This window comes from Serratia sp. AXJ-M (genome assembly GCF_046531865.1).
In the GTDB taxonomy this organism is placed as follows: domain Bacteria; phylum Pseudomonadota; class Gammaproteobacteria; order Enterobacterales; family Enterobacteriaceae; genus Serratia; species Serratia liquefaciens.
The window spans coordinates 148,475-168,235 of sequence record NZ_CP059394.1; the positions used below are offsets into that span (position 1 = coordinate 148,475).

Sequence of the window (19,761 nt, forward strand, 5' to 3'; positions counted from 1 at the left end):
TTATCTACCCCTTTTGCGTTAGTGCAAAGAAAGGGTTACATCCTTTACAGCCTTGCATTCGGGCTGGCGCGTTTCAGCTCTTAAATTCGTATCAACATGTATCTATTGGTGCAACAAATTATTTCCATGTTGTTAGGCGGGTGTTATTTTCCGCGCAAGCGATGAACAGGCGAGATAACCATAACACCGCCTGGTGCGTGTCTTCCCCCAAAGGATGTCCATATGAAACTCACTATCTTTAAAAGCCTCTATTTTCAGGTGCTGACGGCGATTACGCTGGGTGTCCTGCTTGGCCATTTCTATCCTGACATTGGCGCACAGATGAAACCTCTGGGCGACGGATTCGTTAAGCTGATTAAAATGATCATCGCTCCGGTGATCTTCTGTACCGTGGTGACCGGCATCGCGGGCATGGAAAGCATGAAGGCCGTTGGCCGTACCGGTGCGATCGCACTGCTTTATTTTGAAATCGTCAGTACCATTGCGCTGCTGATCGGTTTGCTGATTGTCAACCTGGTACAGCCGGGTGCCGGGATGAACATCGATCCGGGTACGCTGGATGCCAAAGCGGTGGCGGTCTACGCCGAGCAGGCTCAGCAGCAGGGCATCATTCCATTCTTGCTGGATATCATTCCGGGTAGCGTCATCGGCGCCTTCGCCAGCGGTAACATCTTGCAGGTGTTGCTGTTTGCCGTGCTGTTCGGCTTCGCCCTGCACCGCCTGGGTGAGAAAGGCCAGTTAATCTTCAACGTGATCGACAGTTTCTCCCGCGTGATTTTCGGCATTATCAATATGATTATGCGTCTGGCGCCGCTGGGGGCCTTCGGGGCGATGGCATTCACCATCGGTAAATATGGCGTGGGCACGCTGCTGCAGCTTGGCCAGTTGATTGCCTGCTTCTATATCACCTGCGTTCTGTTCGTGGTGGTGGTGCTGGGCTCCATTGCTCGTGCCAACGGCTTCAGCATTTTCAAATTCGTTCGCTATATAAAAGAAGAGCTGCTGATCGTGCTCGGGACCTCTTCTTCCGAGTCGGTGCTGCCGCGCATGCTCGACAAAATGGAGAAACTGGGTTGTAAGAAATCGGTGGTGGGTCTAGTTATTCCCACCGGCTACTCTTTTAACCTGGACGGCACATCGATTTACCTGACCATGGCGGCGGTGTTTATCGCGCAGGCGACCAACACCCATATGGATATCGTGCATCAGGTGACGCTGCTGGTGGTGCTGTTGCTGTCTTCGAAAGGGGCTGCGGGCGTGACCGGCAGCGGCTTTATCGTGCTGGCGGCGACCATTTCTGCCGTGGGCCACCTGCCGCTGGCCGGTCTGGCGCTGATTCTGGGCATTGACCGCTTCATGTCTGAAGCCCGCGCCCTGACCAACCTGGTCGGTAACGGTGTGGCTACGGTGGTGGTGGCTAAATGGTGTAAACAGCTGGACGAAAAACAGCTGCAAGACACCCTGTCCAACAAGCCGGGGGCAGGTGCCGACAAAACGCTGCCTTCAGCCTGATTTAATCCTCAAATCACCGGTTGCAGCCGCAGCCGGTGACGTTTTATCCCCCCGCGTAATGATTTCTTGCATTTAAAAACCGGTTATCCATTATTTTTCACCCTAATGAGTGACATCCGCAAAGGCGCGCGGTCTAACTCGATGGTACACTTTCTGCTTTCCGCCCCACCGTGAAACTCAGGGCGTTTTTATAGGCTGTGCGTTATGGCCTAATATTCCGGCGAATGGAATATCCGCATTTGCATAAAGAAATTGGATAGTCATTAAGTAGGGGTTCACATGCAGGGCACCAGAATTCATCTCATCGTAGGTGGGCTGCTGTTGGCTGCAGCCAACAGCAGCGTGCAGGCCGAAGCACTGCAACCCGATCCTGCCTGGCAGCAGGGGGCACTGGCCAACGGGTTTTCATGGCAGATACTGGATACACCGCAGCGGCCGAGCGATCGTGTAGAGCTGCGGTTAATGGTTAATACCGGCTCGCTGGTCGAGTCCTCACAGCAGATCGGCTTTGCCCATCTGCTGCCGCGCCTGTCTTTAGCGCGCAGCGAAAGCTTTACGCCACCGCAGTTGCGTTCACTGTGGCAGCAGAGCGTGGATCCTGAGCGGCCTTTGCCGCCGGCCATCAGTTCTTACGATTTCACCATGTATAATCTCAGCTTGCCGAATAACCGCCCAGACTTGCTGAAAGAAGCGCTGGCGTGGCTTTCCGACACCACCGGCAAACTGGCGATCGACGAACATACCGTGCATGCGGTAATAAACTCCAATGTCGATCCGGTGGGCACTTTCCCGCCGAACCCGAAAGATGCCTGGTGGCGATACCGCCTGAAAGGCTCGACGCTGTTGGCGCACGATCCGGCCCAGCCACCGAAGCGACCGGTGAATGTCGATCAACTGAAAAAATTCTACCAGCAGTGGTATACCCCGGACGCCATGACGCTGTACGTGGTGGGCAAGGTAGACAGCCGCAGCCTGGGCGAACAAATCAACAAGGCCTTCTCGCCGTTGAAGGGCAAGCGTGAAACGCCGGCCACCATGCCGACGCTGACGCCGCTGCCACCGCAGCCGGTCAGCCTGATCAGCGAGCAGGTCAAGCAGGATACGCTGTCGATCATGTGGGATGCGCCATGGCACCCGATCCGCGATTCGCAGAATTTGAGCCGCTACTGGCGTGGTGATATGGCCCGCGAGGCGCTGTTCTGGCATCTCCAGCAGGTGCTGGAAAAGAGTGACCAGAAAAACCTGCATCTGGGCTTTGATTGCCGCGTGCAATACCAGCGTGCCCAATGCGCAATTCATCTCGACACGCCGAATAACAACCTGAACAACAGCCTGGGCTTTATCGCTCGCGAATTGGCTAATGTGCGTAACAACGGGCTGTCGCAGGATGAGTTTAACGCCCTGCTGGCGCAGAAAACCGATCAGTTGAGCAAGTTGTTCGCAACCTATGCCCGCACCGATACGGACGTGCTGATGAGTCAACGCCTGCGTTCACAGCAGAGCGGCGTCGTAGATATCGCACCGGAGCAGTATCAGAAACTGCGCCAGGAGTTCTTGAGCGGATTGACGCTGGAAGCGCTGAATCAGGAGCTGAAACTTCAGCTTTCTCAGGATGCGACGCTGGTGTTGATGCAGCCGAAGGGCGAACCGGAAATGAGCATGAAGCAGTTACAGGAAACCTATAACGGCATTATGTCTCCGGCTCCGGCCGTGGTGTCGGAGGAGGTCAAACCGGCCGATACCGCACCGGCCCCGGAAACCAGCGCACAATAACGGCTGAGGGGGCGTTTGCCCCCTCACTCAGTTGCGGTACAGCACCTTGATGATGTGGTAGCCAAACTGGGTTTTCACCGGGCCGTAGGGCTTCAGCAGCGGAATGCTGAACACCGCTTTATCGAAGGCCGCCACCATGGTGCCCTTGTTGAATTCGCCCAGCGAGCCGCCGTTGCGCTTTGACGGGCAAGTTGAGTATTTGCGCGCCAGCGTGTCAAAACTGACGCCGCGTTTAAGCTTGGCCAGCAGTTCTTCAGCCAGTTTTTCGTTATCTACCAGAATGTGCAGGGCGCACGCCGTCTTTGCCATGGTATTGCCTTTATCGATACAGAAATTGCGCTGATTATACCCGTTAAATCTCATCGGCGCTTTCTGCTACAATCCCCTTCCACGTTATAAAGTCGAGCAATAAAGCGCCATGCGATTAAACCCCAGCCAACAACAAGCCGTCGAATTCGTTACCGGGCCCTGCCTGGTGCTGGCCGGTGCAGGTTCCGGCAAGACGCGCGTCATCACCAACAAGATTGCTCACCTGATCCATAATTGTGGCTATCAGGCGCGACACATCGCCGCCGTGACCTTTACCAATAAGGCCGCGCGTGAGATGAAAGAACGTGTGGCGCAAACCATGGGGCGCAAAGAGGCGCGCGGTTTGATGATTTCCACGTTCCACACCCTGGGGTTGGAAATCATCAAGCGGGAATATGCCGCGCTGGAGATGAAATCCAACTTCTCGCTGTTCGACGATCAGGACCAGTTGGCGCTGTTGAAAGAGCTGACCGAAAAATGGCTGGAGAATGACAAGACGCTGGTGGCGCAGCTGATTTCCACCATCTCCAATTGGAAGAATGATCTGGTCGATCCCAGGAAGGCGATGGAGCTGGCGCGCTCTGAACGCGACAAGCTGTTCGCGCATTGCTACGGTCTGTATCACGCACACATGCGTGCCTGTAACGTATTGGATTTCGACGATTTAATTCTGTTACCGACCCTGCTGTTGCAGCGCAATGAAGAGGTGCGCGAGCGTTGGCAGAACCGAATCCGCTACCTGTTGGTGGACGAATATCAGGACACCAACACCAGCCAATACGAGCTGGTAAAACTGTTGGTGGGTAACCGTGCGCGTTTCACCGTGGTGGGGGATGACGATCAGTCAATCTACTCCTGGCGCGGTGCGCGCCCGCAAAACCTGGTGCTGTTGAAGGAAGACTTCCCGGCGCTGCAGGTGATCAAGCTGGAGCAGAACTACCGTTCGAGCGAGCGTATTCTGAAGGCGGCGAACATTCTGATCGCCAATAACCCGCACGTATTTGAAAAACGGCTGTTTTCCGAACTGGGTTACGGCGAAGAGCTGAAGGTGGTGACCGCCAATAATGAGGATCACGAGGCCGAGCGCGTAGTGGGTGAACTGATAGCTCACCATTTCGTGAAGAAAACCAACTACGGCGATTATGCGATCCTCTACCGTGGCAACCATCAGTCGCGGCTGTTTGAAAAAATGCTGATGCAGAACCGCATTCCCTACAAGATCTCCGGCGGCACCTCGTTTTTCTCGCGGCCGGAAATCAAGGATCTGCTGGCCTACTTGCGCGTCCTGACCAATCAGGATGATGACAGCGCCTTCCTGCGTATCGTCAATACGCCAAAACGCGAGATTGGCCCGGCGACGTTGCAAAAGCTGGGTGAATGGGCAAACCAACGCAATAAAAGCCTGTTCCGTGCCAGTTTTGATCTTGGATTGAGCCAGCACCTGACCGGACGCGGGCTTGAGTCTTTGCAACGCTTCACTCACTGGCTGGACGGCATCGCCCAACTGGCGGAGCGCGAGCCGGTGGCTGCGGTGCGTGACCTGATCCACGGTGTAGATTACGAGAGCTGGCTGTTCGAAACCTCTCCCAGCCCGAAAGCCGCCGAAATGCGCATGAAAAACGTCAATACGCTGTTCGGCTGGATGACGGAAATGCTGGAAGGCAGCGAGCTGGATGAGCCGATGACGCTGACCCAGGTGGTGACGCGCTTTACCCTGCGCGACATGATGGAACGCGGTGAAAGCGATGAAGAGCTGGATCAGGTACAACTGATGACGCTGCATGCCTCCAAAGGATTGGAGTTCCCCTATGTGTTTCTGGTGGGGATGGAGGAAGGGTTATTGCCGCATCAGAGCAGCATTGACGAAGATAACGTTGATGAAGAGCGACGCCTGGCCTACGTAGGCATCACTCGCGCCCAAAAGGAGCTGATTTTCACTCTGTGCCGCGAGCGTCGTCAATATGGCGAGTTGGTTCGCCCGGAGCCGAGCCGTTTCTTGTTGGAACTGCCGCAGGATGACCTGGCGTGGGAAAGTGAGCGCAAAGTGGTCAGTCCGCAGGAAAGGATGCAAAAAGGGCAGAGCCATCTGGCCAATATTCGTGCTCAGTTGGCCAAGGCCAAGGGCGGCAACTAGAAAAAAGGGCGCGGTTAGCGCCCTCAGATGGCTGACAAAGTCCTTTGCAGTTAAACGTCCTGACCTTGGGGCTAATAAAAACAAAGGATTATGTCTTCTGATTTACCCCCAAACATCCGAAAACCACGTTTTCGGGTGTTTGTCATCAGACTAAGGGCGCGGTTAGCGCCCTTGTCATTTTAACGTTGCTCTTCCAGTATCAGCGGCCAGTGAACGTAACTTTGCCAATGGCTTTCCTGCTCCAGCGCTTCTGCCCGTAGCGGGTGCTGCTCCAGCCAACCAGGCGGCAGGATCACCGTCAGCTCGTCATCATGATTGGCGCGCAGACGCACCGCAGGCAGCGTGTCGTCGCGGCGACGGCTGGCAAAGATGATCGCCAGGCGTAAAATCCGGCATAAACGTTGTGCCGTACGTGGCGGCAGGGCGTTTTGCTGGCTCAGCAGTGGCAAGTCGAGGGTGTTGCTCTGGTTTTGTAGCAGGGTGGCTAACAGTTTTTTCTGTGCCGGAGTGAAACCGGGTAAATCCAGATGGCGAATCAGGTAGGCGGCGTGTTGCGGCGCCTGCTTGAAATCAACGCTGAGGCCGATTTCGTGGATCAGACAGGCGCTGTGCAATAACTCGCGACATCGAGCGTCCAACTGCCATTCATTGCTCACCTGCTGCGAGAAATTGGCGGCCAGTTGGCTGACGCGCTCGGCCTGCTCGGTATCCAACAGATAACGCCGTTGCAGGTTGCGAATGGTGCGGCTGCGGATATCCTGTTCGACCGGCAAATGCAGCATGCCGTAAACCAGACCTTCGCGTAGCGCACCGCCGGCCAACATCATGCTTTCAATGCCCAACTCCTGGAAGATCGCCAGCAGAATGGACAGCCCGCTTGGGAATACCAAGGCGCGCTCCAGCGTTAACCCTTCAATTTCCAGTTCTTCCAGCTTGCCGCACTGAATGGCGCGCTGTTTCAATTGGCGCAGTTTGGACAGGGTGATGCGTTCATCCATGCCCTGCGCCACCATGATTTCCTGCAGCGCCTGGACGGTGCCGGAAGCGCCGACGCAGATTTGCCAGCCGTGCTGACGCAGCTGCGGTGCTATCGGGCGCACCATTTCACGCGCAGCCTGTTCGGCCCGCTCGAAGTTTTCCTGCCCCAGATTACGATCGGTGAAGAACCGCTCCAGCCAGGTGACACAGCCCATCGACAGGCTATACAACTGAGCGGCCTGCGCACCGGTCCCCGTGACCAGCTCTGTGCTGCCGCCGCCGATATCGACCACCAAACGTTGGTCCGGACCGCCGGTGGTATGGGCTACACCGTGGTAAATCAGGCGCGCTTCTTCCTCGCCGCTGATCACCTGGATCGGGCATCCGAGAATCTGCTCGGCGGTCTGCAGGAATTCATCGGCATTGGACGCCAGCCGCAGCGTGGCCGTGGCGACCACGCGAATTTGCTCGCGAGGGATGTCCTGCAGGCGTTCGGCGAACAGCTTCAGGCATTGCCATCCGCGTTGCATGGCCTCATGCGACAGAAGGTTGTTCTGATCCAGTCCGGCCGCCAGACGCACTTTGCGCTTGATGCGCGCCAGGGTCTGAATACTGCCGGCCACCTCGCGCACCACCAACATGTGGAAGCTGTTGGAGCCGAGATCGATAGCGGCATAAAGTGCGCTGGAACTGAGCATTGTCTATCAGCCTGAACGTTTACGGTTGTTGCGCGGCGCACCGCCACGACGTGGCGCTGAGTTACGACGTGGACCGTTGCCGCCGCGTGGGCGAGCCAGGCGTTTCGGCGCAGGCAGGTCAGTCAGTAACGCATCGCTGTTGTACTTGCTCACTGGAATGCTGTGGCCGGTATAGGTTTCGATCGCCGGCAGGTTGAGCGCGTACTCTTCGCAGGCCAGGCTGATGGAATGGCCACTTTCGCCAGCACGGCCGGTACGACCGATACGGTGGACGTAGTCTTCGCAGTCGTCAGGCAAGTCGTAGTTGAATACGTGCGTCACCAACGGGATGTGCAGACCGCGAGCGGCGACGTCGGTGGCGACCAGAATATCCAGGTTGCCCTTGGTGAAATCGTCGAGAATGCGCAGGCGTTTTTTCTGCGCCACATCGCCGGTCAACAGGCCTACGCGGTGACCATCGGCGGCCAGGTGGCCCCAGACGTCTTCACAGCGGTGCTTGGTGTTGGCGAAGATGATACAGCGGTCTGGCCACTCTTCTTCGATCAACGTCTGCAGCAGACGCATCTTTTCTTCGTTAGAAGGGTAGAACAGCTCTTCTTTAATGCGGTGGCCGGTTTTTTGTTCCGGTTCCACTTCGACATATTCAGCGTTGTTCATCTGCTCGAAAGCCAGTTCGCGTACGCGATAGGACAGGGTGGCAGAGAACAGCATGTTCAGGCGTTGATCGACCGCAGGCATGCGGCGGAACAACCAGCGAATGTCTTTGATAAAGCCCAGATCGTACATACGGTCGGCTTCATCCAGTACCACGACCTGAATTGCGCCCAGATCGATATAGTTCTGTTTGGCGTAATCGATCAAACGACCGGTAGTACCGACCAGGATATCCACGCCGCTTTCCAGCACTTTCAGCTGTTTGTCGTAGCCGTCGCCGCCATACGCCAGGCCAAGTTTCAGGCCGGTGGATTGGGACAGGGCTTCCGCGTCGGAGTGGATCTGTACCGCCAGTTCACGCGTTGGCGCCATGATCAAGGCGCGCGGCTGGTTGGTCTGGCGATCCTGTTTCGCCGGGTGAGAAAGCAAATAGTGAAAAGTAGACGCTAAAAATGCCAGCGTCTTTCCGGTACCGGTTTGCGCCTGACCTGCAACGTCACGCCCGGAGAGCGTGAGCGGCAATGCTAACGCCTGGATAGGCGTGCAATGTTGAAACCCTTTCTTTTCAAGGGCTTCAAGGACTAACGGGTGCAGGGCGAAGTCGGAAAACTTCTGTTCGGTCAAGTGTGTTTTGCTCATAGTGTGGTAGAATATCAGCTAACTATTGCTTTACGAAAGCGTATCCGGTGAAATAAAGTCACCTTAGGTTGGTTAATGCTACACCAACAAGGTAGACACAATCCTTTGGAGTAGAACATGAGCGATAAAATTATTCACCTGACTGACGGCAGCTTCGAAAACGACGTGCTGAAAGCTGAAGGGCCAATCCTGGTCGATTTCTGGGCTGAATGGTGTGGACCGTGCAAGATGATTGCTCCGATTCTGGATGAGATTGCCGAGGAGTTCGAAGGCAAGCTGACCATCACCAAGCTGAATATCGACCAAAACCCGGCAACCGCACCTAAGTACGGTATCCGTGGTATCCCTACGCTGTTGCTGTTCAAGAACGGTGAAGTGGCCGCGACCAAGGTTGGTGCGCTGTCCAAAGGCCAGCTCAAAGATTTCCTTAACGCGAATCTGTAATCGGGCGGGATGCCCTATGCCCAAGGGGTCTGACGTCGCGGTAAAAAAGCCACGAAGTGAGAGACTGCGGGGATATACAGGCGTCTAGCGGGGATGTTCAATTCACCGCTAGACGCCTGCCAAGAAGCGTGTTAAGTTTAACCATACTGCATATAGAACTTGCCCGAAGTTTTAAATCTAAAGAGTCTAAATCTAAAGCTTTACTCTGTGTTGAACCGCTGGCGTTGAAAGAAAAAATGAACTCAGCCCGTGTTTTAACAATCAAACGGTTTTGCAAAATCAATTTTAAGGTACCTTCGATCTTAAACCGTCAATGCGCGCGTCCTCTGTAAGCCATTTCTTACCGTGACGGCTCAGCGCCCGGCGATCGAACGTCCAGTAAACAGGCACGAATATCCAAAGGATTTCAAGGTGTGGCCCGTCGGCAACCGAACGAATCTCTGCAGCTTAGTCCGCTAAGTGGCGGGGTAAGCAAGGAAGGCCAAGGCAACCACCAGAAAGACGAAAGATATATCCCGCTGCCATACCATTCACGATACAAGTTCGAGACATACCCCGAGTTTAAGAACCCACCACTATGAATCTTACCGAATTAAAGAATACGCCGGTTTCTGAGCTGATTACTCTCGGCGAAAATATGGGGCTGGAAAACCTTGCCCGCATGCGCAAGCAGGACATTATCTTCTCTATCCTTAAGCAGCATGCGAAAAGTGGAGAAGATATCTTCGGCGATGGCGTGTTGGAGATATTGCAGGATGGATTTGGTTTCCTCCGCTCTGGAGACAGCTCCTACCTTGCAGGCCCCGACGACATCTACGTATCCCCCAGCCAAATCCGCCGTTTTAACCTCCGTACAGGTGACTCCGTTTCCGGTAAGATTCGTCCGCCAAAAGAAGGCGAGCGCTACTTTGCCCTGTTGAAAGTTAACGAAGTTAACTACGACAAACCGGAAAACGCCCGCAGCAAGATCCTGTTCGAGAACTTAACCCCACTGCATGCCAACTCCCGTCTGCGGATGGAACGCGGTAACGGTTCAACCGAAGACCTGACGGCTCGCGTGCTGGATCTGGCCTCGCCGATTGGCCGTGGTCAGCGTGGTCTGATTGTTGCTCCGCCGAAAGCAGGTAAAACCATGCTGCTGCAGAACATTGCACAAAGCATCGCTTACAACCATCCAGACTGCGTGTTGATGGTTCTGCTGATTGACGAACGTCCGGAAGAAGTTACCGAGATGCAGCGTCTGGTGAAGGGCGAAGTTATCGCTTCTACCTTTGACGAGCCGGCTTCCCGCCATGTCCAAGTTGCAGAAATGGTGATCGAGAAGGCCAAGCGCCTGGTTGAGCACAAGAAAGACGTTATCATCCTGCTCGACTCCATCACTCGCCTGGCGCGTGCCTACAACACCGTAGTACCGGCTTCCGGTAAAGTGTTGACCGGTGGTGTGGATGCCAACGCCCTGCATCGTCCCAAGCGTTTCTTCGGTGCGGCACGTAACGTTGAGGAAGGCGGCAGCCTGACCATCATCGCTACCGCGCTGGTCGACACCGGGTCGAAAATGGACGAGGTTATCTACGAAGAGTTTAAAGGTACCGGCAACATGGAATTGCATCTGGCGCGTAAAATCGCCGAGAAGCGCGTATTCCCTGCGATTGACTACAACCGCTCCGGTACCCGTAAAGAAGAATTACTCACCACGTCTGAAGAACTGCAGAAAATGTGGATCCTGCGTAAAATTATTCACCCAATGGGCGAAATTGACGCAATGGAATTCCTCATTAACAAGTTGGCCATGACCAAAACCAACGATGAATTCTTCGATATGATGAAGCGCTCATAAATGACGATGCGCTCATAATTGAGTAAAAAATTCAGAGAACGCCACGCCTAGTCGTGGCGTTTTTTGCTTTTGGCAGATACGATAAGTAACAGAAATGGAAACGTAAGTTATTTTCATGGCTTACTGAGAATTCATCTTATTTGCGGTCGGCGTTTCGTCGTTCGCACATTGTTACTGTTTAAACGGCAGACAGAAGCGTTGGAATAAGAATGAATGGCTGTTGTCATAGGAAATGACTGAAAGGTAGCGGGACCTCATGGCGCGACCTGTCGCCCGTGTTAAGCTGCCTTATCTTCTACAGAGATCTTGTTAACTGTGAACTTACTCACTATGAGTACTGAAATTCTATTTGTTTTCCTGTTTTCCTTGGCTTTTCTCTTTGTTGCTCGCAAAGCAGCAAAACGTATTGGACTGGTTGATAAACCTAATTACCGCAAACGTCATCAGGGGTTAATCCCGCTTGTCGGAGGTATTTCTGTTTACGCCGGGCTGTGCTTTGCTTTCTTGATCTCTGACCAAACGATTGCGCACGGAAAACTCTACCTCGCCTGTGCGGGGTTATTAGTGTTTGTTGGTGCTCTCGACGATCGTTTCGATATCAGCGTTAAAATTCGTGCGCTGGTCCAGGCATTGGTCGGCATTGCGATGATGGTGTTTGCCGGGCTCTACCTGCGAAGTTTTGGTCATGTGCTTGGCGACTGGGAAATGCAACTGGGGCCGTTCGGCTATCTGGTCACGCTGTTTGCCGTTTGGGCGGCTATCAACGCCTTTAACATGGTAGACGGCATTGATGGCCTGCTGGGCGGGCTTTCGTGCGTTTCTTTCGGTGCGCTGGGCGTGCTGTTGTACCTGAGCGGCCACTCCGATTTGGCCTTCTGGTGCTTCGCGATGATTGCCGCTATCGTTCCTTATATCCTGCTTAACCTCGGTATTCTTGGCCGACGTTACAAGGTGTTTATGGGGGATGCCGGCAGTACGCTGATCGGTTTCACCGCAATTTGGCTGCTGCTGCAAAGTTCACAGGGTAAAGCCCATTCCATCAATCCTGTTACCGCCCTGTGGATTATCGCTATTCCATTGATGGACATGATTGCGATCATGTATCGACGCTTACGCAAAGGGATGAGCCCCTTCTCCCCAGACCGTCAACACATTCACCATCTGATTATGCGCGCTGGCTTTACGCCACGGCAGGCCTTCGTGCTGATTACCCTGGCGGCGGCGCTGTTGGCGGCCATCGGCGTGATCGGCGAACGTCTTACTTTTATCCCTGAATGGGTAATGTTGGCATTATTTTTGCTTGCCTTCTTCTTGTACGATTACTGCATTAAGCGCGCCTGGCGTGTTGCACGTTACATTAAGCGTATCAAACGGCGCCTGCGCCGTTCGAACGACAATAAGCAAGAATCCTAACCAGAGGCTTTTGGGCAGTGATGAATCCAGAAACAACGTCTGACAAGACTATCCCGGCAGTGGATAACGAACTCGATATTCGCGGCCTGTGCTGTACCCTGTGGCGCGGTAAGTCATGGATTATCGGTATTGCGGTACTGTTCGCCGTAGTGGCGCTGGTGGTGTCCTACCTGGTGAAACAGGAGTGGAGCGCGGCGGCGATTACCGATCGGCCAACGGTGAATGCGTTGGGGGGGTATTATTCCCAGCAACAGTTCCTGCGTAATCTGGATGTGCGCACTCTGCCGGCGGCGGCTACCGAGCAACCGGGCATCGCTGACGAAGCCTATAATGAATTTATTATGCAGCTGGCGGCTTACGATACGCGCCGAGATTTCTGGCTGCAGAGCGATTATTACAAACAGCGCCAGGAAGGCGACGCTGGCGCCGATGCGGCCTTGCTCGACGAGCTGATTAACAATATCCAGTTTACGCCGCGTGACGACAAAAAAGTGCCGAACGACGGTGTGAAACTGACGGCGGAAACGGCGGTAGATGCCAATCGCCTGCTGCGTCAGTACGTAGCGTTTGCCAGCCACCGCGCGGCTCAGCATTTAAACGAAGAGATCCAGGGTGCCTGGGCGGCTCGTACCACGTCGATGAAGGCGCAGGTTAAGCGCCAGGAAGCGGTGGCAGAGGCCGTGTACAAGCGTGAGCTGAACACCATCCAACAGGCGTTAAAAATTGCCGAGACGCAGGGCATTAGCCGGACTCAGACCGATACCCCGGCAGAACAGCTGCCAGACTCCGATTTGTTCCTGCTGGGCAAGCCTATGCTGCAGGCGCGTCTGGAAGGATTACAGGCTTCGGGCCCAACCTTTGATTTGGACTACGACCAAAATCGCGCGATGCTGGCGACCCTGAACGTTGGCCCAACGCTGGACGAGAAATTTCAGACTTACCGCTATTTGCGGACCCCGGAAGAGCCGGTAAAACGTGACAGCCCACGTCGTGTATTCTGGTTGATCATGTGGGGCGCGATGGGCGCTTTGGTTGGCGCAGGTGTTGCCCTGGTGCGTCGGCCGCGTAAATAAAAATAATATAATAATTCGCTGATGGGCGTGAGAGCGCCCAATTCGCAGGTTCGCCTGCGGTTAACCGACCAAAAGAGATTCGCTGTGAAAGTGTTGACTGTTTTCGGCACCAGACCTGAAGCCATCAAAATGGCACCGCTGGTACATGCCCTGGCTCAGGATGAAGCCTTTGAATCAAGAGTCTGCGTGACGGCACAGCATCGTGAGATGTTGGATCAGGTATTGCGGTTATTTGAGATAGTGCCTGATTACGATCTGAACATCATGAAACCCGGCCAGGGATTAAGTGAGATCACCTGCCGCATCCTTGAAGGCCTGAAAGGCGTTCTTGAGGAATTCAAACCGGATGTGGTGTTGGTTCATGGCGATACCACCACCACGCTGGCCACCAGCCTGGCGGCATTTTATCAGCGTATCCCGGTAGGGCATGTAGAGGCGGGCCTGCGTACCGGCGACCTTTACTCCCCGTGGCCGGAAGAGGCTAACCGCAAGCTGACCGGCCATCTGGCGATGTACCATTTTGCCCCGACGGAAAACTCGCGACAGAACCTGTTGCGCGAACTGTTACCGGACGATCATATCTTCGTCACAGGCAACACGGTAATCGACGCGTTGTTCTGGGTACGCGATCGGGTGATGGGTGATGCGGCCTTGCATGACAGCCTGGCTCAACGCTACCCGTTCCTGGATGCCGACAACAAAAAGTTGATTCTGGTAACTGGGCATCGCCGCGAAAGCTTTGGCGGTGGGTTCGAGCGAATTTGCAGCGCGCTGGCAGAAATTGCCCGTACTCATCCTGAAGTGCAGGTGGTGTATCCGGTGCATCTCAACCCCAACGTCAGCGAGCCGGTCAACCGCATTCTGAAAGGGATTGATAATATCATCCTGATAGATCCCCAGGATTATTTGCCCTTTGTCTATCTGATGGCCAAGTCATATATGATCCTGACCGACTCTGGCGGCATTCAGGAGGAGGCACCATCATTAGGTAAGCCGGTGCTGGTGATGCGTGACACCACCGAGCGGCCGGAGGCGGTAGATTCTGGCACGGTGCGGCTGGTGGGTACCGACGTAGCAAAAATTGTTGATGCGGTTAACCGGCTGCTGACGGACGAAAACGAATATCACGCCATGAGCCGGGCGCATAACCCTTACGGTGACGGGCATGCCTGCCAGCGTATTCTGGAAGCTTTGAAGAATCATCAGGTGACACTATGAGTTTTAACACTATTTCGGTTATCGGCCTGGGTTATATCGGTCTGCCAACGGCGGCGGCGTTTGCCTCCCGCAAGAAAAAAGTGGTGGGCGTAGATGTTAACCAACATGCGGTGGATACCATTAACCGTGGTGCGATCCATATCGTTGAACCCGACCTGGATAGAGTGGTGAAAGACGCGGTCGACGGCGGCTATCTGCAGGCGGTGACCAAACCTCTGGCAGCGGATGCTTTCCTGATTGCGGTACCGACGCCGTTTAAAGGCGACCATGAGCCGGATCTGGCGTATGTCGAGGCCGCCGCCAAATCTTTGGCGCCGGTGCTGAAAAAAGGCGATCTGGTGATCCTGGAGTCCACCTCGCCGGTGGGCGCGACCGAACAGATGGCGCAGTGGCTGGCAGAAGCGCGTAGCGATCTCAGTTTCCCGCAGCAGGCCGGTGAGGCCGCTGATGTGAACATTGCCTACTGTCCGGAGCGCGTGCTGCCGGGGCAGGTGATGGTTGAGCTGATTCAAAACGATCGGGTGATTGGCGGTATGACGCCAAAATGCTCGGAGCGCGCCAGCGAGCTGTACAAGATTTTCCTCGAGGGCGAGTGTGTGATTACCAATTCACGCACCGCTGAGATGTGCAAGCTGACCGAAAATAGCTTCCGCGATGTGAATATCGCCTTTGCCAATGAGCTGTCGTTGATTTGTGCCGATCAGGGCATCAATGTCTGGGAGCTTATCCGCCTGGCGAATCGCCATCCGCGGGTCAATATTTTGCAGCCTGGTCCCGGCGTCGGCGGCCACTGTATTGCGGTCGATCCTTGGTTTATTGTCTCGCAAAATCCGCAGCAGGCGCGTTTGATTCATACCGCGCGCCTGGTGAATGACGGAAAACCGCTGTGGGTGGTTGATCGTGTGAAAGCCGCAGTGGCTGATTGTCTGGCTGCCACCGATAAGCGTGCGTCGGAAGTGAAAATTGCCTGCTTCGGCCTGGCATTCAAGCCGAATATCGACGACCTGCGCGAAAGCCCGGCGGTGGAAGTGGCGCATTTAATTGCTGATTGGCACGTGGGTGAAACCCTGGTGGTGGAGCCGAACGTTGAGCAACTGCCGAAATCGCTGGCGGGCCATGTGACGCTGAAAGCGATGGCCGACGCGTTGCAGCAGGCGGACGTGATCGTGATGTTGGTCGATCATAAGCAATTCAAGGCAATCAGGCCGGAAGAGATCACGCAATCCTGGGTAGTAGATACCAAAGGGGTATGGCGTTGAAACGTATTTTAGTCACTGGGGGCGCCGGTTTTATCGGTTCCGCGGTCGTCAGGCATATTATTGAAGCCACGCGGGACAGCGTGGTGGTGGTGGATAAGCTGACTTACGCCGGCAACCTGGAATCGCTTGCGGTGATTGCTGATAGCGAACGCTATTCGTTCGAGCAGGTGGATATCTGCGATCGCGCGGCATTGGATCGGGTGTTTGCCCAATATCAGCCGGATGTGGTCATGCACCTGGCGGCGGAAAGCCATGTCGACCGTTCGATTGATGGCCCGGCGGCCTTTATCGAAACCAACGTGGTGGGAACCTACACCCTGCTGGAGGCGGCACGGCATTACTGGCAGCCGCTGGATGCGGAGAAGAAGCAGAGCTTCCGTTTCCACCATATCTCCACCGACGAAGTGTATGGCGACTTGCACGGTACGGATGACTTGTTCACCGAAACCACGCCTTACTCGCCAAGCAGCCCGTATTCGGCCTCCAAGGCGTCCAGCGACCATCTGGTCCGCGCCTGGCTGCGGACCTATGGCTTGCCGACGTTGGTCACCAACTGTTCCAACAACTACGGCCCGTACCACTTCCCGGAAAAACTTATCCCGCTGGTGATCCTCAATGCCGTTGCCGGCAAACCGTTGCCGGTGTATGGCAACGGTGCGCAGGTGCGTGACTGGCTGTATGTCGAAGACCATGCGCGCGCGTTGTATCAGGTCGTTACCGAAGGTGTGGTAGGGGAAACCTACAATATCGGTGGTCACAACGAGCGCAAGAATATTGAAGTAGTGCATACCATTTGCGATCTGCTGGAAGAACTGGCGCCGAACAAACCGCAGGGCGTGGCGCAATACCGCGATCTGATCACTTACGTCAAGGATCGCCCGGGCCATGATATGCGCTATGCGATCGACGCCGGGAAAATTGACCGGGAGCTGGGCTGGCACCCGCAAGAAACCTTTGAAAGCGGCATTCGCAAAACGGTTTCCTGGTACCTGAACAATGAAACCTGGTGGCGTCGCGTTCAGGATGGTTCCTATGCGGGTGAGCGTTTAGGTTTATCCGACTAAGTTTACCCGGGCTGCCTGAGTGGTGGCCCAGTGGATTCTGGAGTGAGTATGAAAGGTATTATTCTGGCGGGTGGATCCGGTACACGTTTGCATCCAATTACTCGCGGCGTATCCAAGCAGTTGCTCCCGATCTACGACAAGCCGATGATTTACTATCCGCTGTCGGTGCTGATGTTAGCCGGGATCCGCGACATTCTGATTATTTCCACACCGGAAGACCTCCCTTCATTCAGACGTCTGTTGGGTAACGGCGAAGAGTTTGGCATTAATCTCAGCTATGCCGAACAACCCAGCCCCGATGGTCTGGCTCAGGCGTTTCTGATCGGTGAAGAGTTCCTGGCCGGCGAGCCGAGCTGTCTGGTGTTAGGCGACAATATCTATTTTGGTCAAGGGTTTAGCCCGAAACTAAAAACGGTCGCTGCACGTACCCAGGGCGCTACCGTGTTCGGCTACCAGGTGATGGATCCCGAACGTTTTGGGGTGGTGGAGTTTGACGATAACTTCCGCGCTTTATCGATCGAAGAAAAGCCTGCCGAGCCCAAGTCCAACTGGGCGGTGACCGGCCTGTACTTCTACGACAGTCAGGTGGTGGAGTTTGCCAAACAGGTCAAGCCTTCCTCCCGTGGCGAGCTGGAAATTACCAGCATTAACCAGATGTATCTGGAGCGTGGCGAACTGACCGTTGAACTGCTGGGTCGCGGTTTCGCCTGGCTGGATACCGGTACTCATGACAGCCTGCTGGAAGCCAGCAGCTTCGTGCAGACGGTGGAAAAACGCCAGGGCTTTAAAATTGCCTGCCTGGAAGAGATCGCCTGGCGCAACGGTTGGCTGGATGATGACGGTGTGAAGCGTGCCGCACAGGCGCTGGTCAAAACCGGCTACGGCAAGTATCTGCTGGATTTATTGCATGCGCGTCCACGCCAATATTGAGCCCTTAGCCTGGGAAAGCGAATTTTTCGCTCTTGGCAGCGCCAGGCTCAACTTTTCCACCACGGCCCCGGCGTTGACCGAGGCCGGTCTGGCAGCCTACGCCTTGGTGCAAGCTAAAATCCCGGCGCACCAAACCGCCTGGGCGGACGCATTGTCGGGTCTGGGTTTCCAACTGGTTGAGGCTGAGGTCGATCTGTTGCTGAATATCGGCACGGAATGTGCATCGTCGCAGAGTGCGCTACCGCCAGCGATTCGCCTGGCAGTGCCGGAGGATATTCCAGTATTGCGTGCGGCAGCGGCCAATGTGTTCACCGCCAGCCGTTTTCGGGCCCCTTGGTACGACGTTCAGGATAGCGGGCGTTTCTATGCCGCCTGGATCGAAAAAGCGGTACTGGGAACCTTCGATCACCAATGCCTGTTGGCACTGGACGAAGCCGGTCAGCCGGAGGGATTTGTCAGCCTGCGTGATATCGGCGGCCAAGAGGTTAGAATCGGCCTGCTGGCAGCTTTCCCCGGCGCGTCAGGTAAAGGTATTGGTGCGCGATTAATGGCGGCGGCCATTGCAGAGTGTCGGAAAGACTCGCGGATGCGTCTGCGGGTGGCGACACAGCTCGGCAATATCGCCGCACTACGGCTCTATCAACGACAGGGTGCTGTTATTGAAAGCACCTCGTATTGGTTATACAGAGGAAAACATGATCCCATTTAACGCTCCGCCGGTTGTTGGCACTGAACTTGACTATATGCAGGCTGCGATGGACAGCGGCAAGCTGTGCGGAGATGGTGGTTTTACTCGCCGTTGCCAACAGTGGATGGAACAGCGTTTTGGCAGCCCGAAGGTGCTGTTGACGCCGTCCTGTACCGCGTCGCTGGAGATGGCGGCTATCCTGCTGGATATTCAGCCGGGTGATGAAGTGATCATGCCGAGCTTCACCTTTGTTTCAACCGCCAATGCCTTCGTGCTGCGCGGGGCCACCGTGGTGTTTGTCGATCTGCGTCCGGATACCATGAACATCGATGAGACTAAAATCGAAGCGGCTATCACCGATAAGACACGCGCTATCGTGCCGGTGCATTACGCCGGGGTGGCCTGCGAGATGGACACCATCATGGCGCTGGCGAAAAAATATAACCTGCGGGTGGTAGAAGACGCCGCGCAGGGTGTGATGTCCACTTACAAGGGCAAAGCGCTCGGTACCATTGGTCATATTGGCTGTTTTAGCTTCCACGAAACCAAAAACTACACTGCCGGCGGTGAGGGCGGCGCAACGCTGATCAACGATCCGGCGCTGATCGACCGGGCAGAAGTCATTCGTGAGAAAGGCACCAACCGCAGCCAGTTCTTCCGTGGGCAGGTGGACAAGTATACCTGGCGCGATATCGGTTCCAGCTATCTGATGTCAGATTTGCAGGCTGCCTATCTCTGGGGCCAGCTCGAAGCGGCTGACCGCATCAACCAGCGTCGTCTGGCACTGTGGCAGACCTATTATGACAGCCTGCTGCCGTTGGCAAACGCCGGCCGTATTGTGCTGCCGACCATCCCGGCGGACTGCGTGCATAATGCGCACATGTTCTATATCAAACTGCGTGATATTGAAGATCGCACGGCCTTTATCGATTATCTGAAAGAAGCGGAAATCATGGCGGTGTTCCATTACATCGCGCTGCACGACTGCCCGGCGGGCGATCGTTTTGGCCGTTTTTCCGGCGAAGACCGCTTCACCAGCCAGGAAAGTGCGCGTCTGGTGCGTCTGCCGTTGTTCTACAATATGTCTGATGTCACTCAACGTACGGTGATCAATACCATTCTTAGCTTCTGCGCCTGA

At 55.1% G+C, this 19,761-nt stretch carries 16 protein-coding genes; 13 read left to right on the forward strand and 3 right to left on the reverse strand.

From position 1 onward, the window contains the following. Positions 1–222: 222 nt before the first annotated feature. Together H0S68_RS00645 and H0S68_RS00650 are read left to right on the forward strand one after the other, a co-directional pair. Positions 223–1,512, forward strand: a complete 1,290-nt coding sequence (locus H0S68_RS00645) for a dicarboxylate/amino acid:cation symporter (protein WP_020824742.1) — start codon at positions 223–225, stop codon at positions 1,510–1,512. Between the two features lie 279 nt (positions 1,513–1,791). Next, entirely contained in the window at positions 1,792–3,285 is a 1,494-nt protein-coding gene (locus H0S68_RS00650; RefSeq protein ID WP_020824743.1) for a M16 family metallopeptidase, read from the forward strand. A 27-nt stretch (positions 3,286–3,312) separates the two neighbouring features. Here H0S68_RS00650 and ppiC read toward each other — a convergent pair whose 3' ends face one another. Next, positions 3,313–3,594 (reverse strand): peptidylprolyl isomerase PpiC, encoded by a 282-nt coding sequence (gene ppiC / locus H0S68_RS00655; protein WP_041415145.1) that lies wholly within the window; start codon positions 3,592–3,594, stop codon positions 3,313–3,315. A 109-nt stretch (positions 3,595–3,703) separates the two neighbouring features. On the opposite strand from ppiC, the gene rep reads away from it, so the two are divergent. Beyond that, complete coding sequence (gene rep / locus H0S68_RS00660) at positions 3,704–5,728, forward strand: DNA helicase Rep (RefSeq protein ID WP_046374755.1); 2,025 nt, start codon at positions 3,704–3,706, stop codon at positions 5,726–5,728. A gap of 179 nt (positions 5,729–5,907) precedes the next feature. Here rep and ppx read toward each other — a convergent pair whose 3' ends face one another. Both ppx and rhlB read right to left on the reverse strand, forming a co-directional pair. After that, positions 5,908–7,404 carry an exopolyphosphatase gene (ppx, locus tag H0S68_RS00665; protein WP_020824746.1) on the reverse strand — a complete coding sequence of 499 codons (1,497 nt, stop codon included), beginning with the start codon at positions 7,402–7,404 and terminating at the stop codon, positions 5,908–5,910. A gap of 6 nt (positions 7,405–7,410) precedes the next feature. Then, positions 7,411–8,697, reverse strand: coding sequence for an ATP-dependent RNA helicase RhlB (gene rhlB / locus H0S68_RS00670; RefSeq protein WP_020824747.1), 1,287 nt, complete (start codon positions 8,695–8,697; stop codon positions 7,411–7,413). 117 nt (positions 8,698–8,814) lie between these two features. On the opposite strand from rhlB, the gene trxA reads away from it, so the two are divergent. The 10 genes from trxA to rffA all read left to right on the forward strand — a co-directional run bounded on the left by trxA (position 8,815) and on the right by rffA (position 19,761). Continuing rightward, positions 8,815–9,141 carry a thioredoxin TrxA gene (trxA, locus tag H0S68_RS00675; protein WP_020824748.1) on the forward strand — a complete coding sequence of 109 codons (327 nt, stop codon included), beginning with the start codon at positions 8,815–8,817 and terminating at the stop codon, positions 9,139–9,141. Between the two features lie 577 nt (positions 9,142–9,718). Beyond that, positions 9,719–10,978, forward strand: coding sequence for a transcription termination factor Rho (gene rho, locus H0S68_RS00680; protein ID WP_004950874.1), 1,260 nt, complete (start codon positions 9,719–9,721; stop codon positions 10,976–10,978). Positions 10,979–11,293: 315 nt separating this feature from the next. Beyond that, the gene (gene wecA, locus H0S68_RS00685; protein ID WP_142816127.1) at positions 11,294–12,391 is read left to right on the forward strand and encodes a UDP-N-acetylglucosamine--undecaprenyl-phosphate N-acetylglucosaminephosphotransferase; all 1,098 of its coding nucleotides are present in this window, start codon (positions 11,294–11,296) and stop codon (positions 12,389–12,391) included. Between the two features lie 20 nt (positions 12,392–12,411). Beyond that, positions 12,412–13,464, forward strand: a complete 1,053-nt coding sequence (wzzE, locus tag H0S68_RS00690) for an ECA polysaccharide chain length modulation protein (RefSeq protein ID WP_041414104.1) — start codon at positions 12,412–12,414, stop codon at positions 13,462–13,464. 84 nt (positions 13,465–13,548) lie between these two features. Next, the gene (gene wecB / locus H0S68_RS00695) at positions 13,549–14,682 is read left to right on the forward strand and encodes a non-hydrolyzing UDP-N-acetylglucosamine 2-epimerase (protein ID WP_122080551.1); all 1,134 of its coding nucleotides are present in this window, start codon (positions 13,549–13,551) and stop codon (positions 14,680–14,682) included. After that, on the forward strand, positions 14,679–15,941 hold the full coding sequence (gene wecC, locus H0S68_RS00700) for a UDP-N-acetyl-D-mannosamine dehydrogenase (protein ID WP_122080552.1): 1,263 nt from the start codon (positions 14,679–14,681) through the stop codon (positions 15,939–15,941). Before wecB ends, wecC begins: the two co-directional genes overlap by 4 nt. Continuing rightward, positions 15,932–17,005, forward strand: coding sequence for a dTDP-glucose 4,6-dehydratase (gene rffG, locus H0S68_RS00705; RefSeq protein ID WP_170868539.1), 1,074 nt, complete (start codon positions 15,932–15,934; stop codon positions 17,003–17,005). The genes wecC and rffG overlap by 10 nt, the downstream gene beginning before the upstream one ends. A gap of 48 nt (positions 17,006–17,053) precedes the next feature. After that, complete coding sequence (gene rfbA / locus H0S68_RS00710) at positions 17,054–17,935, forward strand: glucose-1-phosphate thymidylyltransferase RfbA (RefSeq protein WP_020824754.1); 882 nt, start codon at positions 17,054–17,056, stop codon at positions 17,933–17,935. After that, entirely contained in the window at positions 17,913–18,644 is a 732-nt protein-coding gene (rffC, locus tag H0S68_RS00715; protein ID WP_187962121.1) for a dTDP-4-amino-4,6-dideoxy-D-galactose acyltransferase, read from the forward strand. The genes rfbA and rffC overlap by 23 nt, the downstream gene beginning before the upstream one ends. Continuing rightward, entirely contained in the window at positions 18,631–19,761 is a 1,131-nt protein-coding gene (gene rffA / locus H0S68_RS00720) for a dTDP-4-amino-4,6-dideoxygalactose transaminase (protein ID WP_122080554.1), read from the forward strand. Before rffC ends, rffA begins: the two co-directional genes overlap by 14 nt.